At 47.8% G+C, this 1629-nt stretch carries 2 protein-coding genes; one reads left to right on the top strand and one right to left on the bottom strand.

Going from position 1 to position 1629, the window contains the following annotated elements:
* Positions 1–193: 193 nt before the first annotated feature.
* Complete coding sequence (locus JK213_RS15755) at positions 194–502, bottom strand: hypothetical protein (protein WP_211571900.1); 309 nt, start codon at positions 500–502, stop codon at positions 194–196.
* 487 nt (positions 503–989) lie between these two features.
* Here JK213_RS15755 and JK213_RS15750 point away from each other — a divergent pair, with 487 nt between their 5' ends.
* A complete protein-coding gene (locus JK213_RS15750; protein WP_249200761.1) occupies positions 990–1511 on the top strand; it encodes a helix-turn-helix domain-containing protein in 522 nt (173 codons plus the stop codon).
* Positions 1512–1629: the final 118 nt, after the last annotated feature.

The following is a 1629-nucleotide window of genomic DNA, read 5'->3' as shown; positions in this document are numbered from 1 at the left end:
TCACTCTGACCTAAGTGCAGAAGCAGGTTTTCGACGCCTAAAAGGCGCCCTTCGGGGCTCCCGCTCTGCGCTCGCTCGAAAACAGAAACGACAGCACTGCCAAGACAAAAAAATGCTTAAGAAGATCATCATGATCTTCCACCCAAGTGATCAAAAATAAGGGCAAGAATAAATCCTGCCCTTGAATTTGAAATTAGGTTGAAGGAGTCAAACCGGCAGATCTTAGACGTTCCATAAGTGCGTCATAAGAAGCTTTACCATATTCATTAATGGCTATTTCACTCTCATTAAGTAAATCTTGTTCCGTAATAATTCCGTTTTTCGGAGCCCAAGCGTAGAAGAAGAAATTTTTGTTATAACCATCTGGTATTTCTGTTAAATATTCAAATTTACCATCAACCAATTTTGCCGAAATAATTCGGTGAGAAATTTTGTCAGAAACCAGAATATAAACTTCATCACCACTTTCGGGCAATTTATCAAATAATTTCCAGTATTTCATTTTTTCACCATGGGTTTATAACTATTAGTTAGTACTAGGCATAAAACCATAACCAATTTTGAATGGTATTCAAAGCGCATTCTATTTTTTTGGAGTAATTTAAAAATCTCGGCCCTACTCGGCCCCACTTGGCCTCAAATGGCCCGAGACGGCCCGAAATCTATTTTCAGACTTCTTGGGGCCAAGTAGGGCCGAATAAGACAAAAAGCGAATAGGCAAGATATGCAACCCTACGTAGGGTTGCTGACTTACTCGCATTTCATGCTCGACGACTTGGGAAACTCCAAAAGGTCAGATAGGTAAGGTTGCTTTTTTTCGGGAAAAGGCGAAGACTAGGCCTCAGAAACGGCGAAAGGCCGGAGCGCTAACTCCGACCTTTCAGCTTGACCCGCCAGTACCAGTGGACGGGCCAGCTTTCCGAGAGAACGATACCCCAAACTGGGTGGTTCCCTCAAGAGAAGATGGTCAGTCCGAGTGAGGATAGATAATGACCATCGCTTCCAAGACTTCCCGCTCCCTGACAAAATGGCAGATCATTCGTCGGTTTCAGGCCGTACTTCGGCGTTTCCGTTCGGAAGGTAAGCTAACGCTTGGCGAGGCTCATGCGCTGGCTGTTTTGCCAGAATTCATGGGCGACGATGGAGCCATGTTTCCCAGCCATGAGGCGATGGCCGAGAAGTCCGGGGCCTGTCGTCGAACCGTTATCAATGCACTGAACCGAGCGTATGCCCTGGGCATTGTGAAGCACACGCCGCGCTATGTGTATGACCAGGACCTGGGAAAGCGCGTCAGGACATCAAACGCCTACGAGATCGTCCTTTCGGCGCTTCATCAGGTGGCACAGGCCGCGCGTTTCCTCATGCGGAGCGTCAGAAACCACCTAAGTGCAAGACCTGCACACGAACGTCCTTCTAATTCTTTTTTAAGAGCGGAAAGGGTCTTCCAGCCGCCTCAGATGAGCCATTCGGAGATGGTCGAATGGTGTCTAAGGGAAGCAAAAACCACCTGAAGGCACCTAAGTGCAAACCAACAATTCGATCTAAGTGCAGATCACTCTGACCTAAGTGCAGAAGCAGGTTTTCGACGCCTAAAAGGCGCCCTTCGGGGCTCCCGCTCTGCGCTCGCTC

The organism is Gluconobacter sp. Dm-44 (assembly GCF_018256175.1).
GTDB lineage: Bacteria > Pseudomonadota > Alphaproteobacteria > Acetobacterales > Acetobacteraceae > Gluconobacter > Gluconobacter cadivus.
The sequence above is the reverse complement of the archived record's forward strand: the minus strand, read 5'-3'. Positions and strand labels throughout refer to the sequence as shown.

Coding starts and splice junctions, on each gene's coding strand:
- JK213_RS15750 (WP_249200761.1), top strand. CDS start 990: ATGACCATCGCTTCCAAGACTTCCCGCTCCCTGACAAAATGGCAGATC.
- JK213_RS15755 (WP_211571900.1), bottom strand. CDS start 502: ATGAAATACTGGAAATTATTTGATAAATTGCCCGAAAGTGGTGATGAA.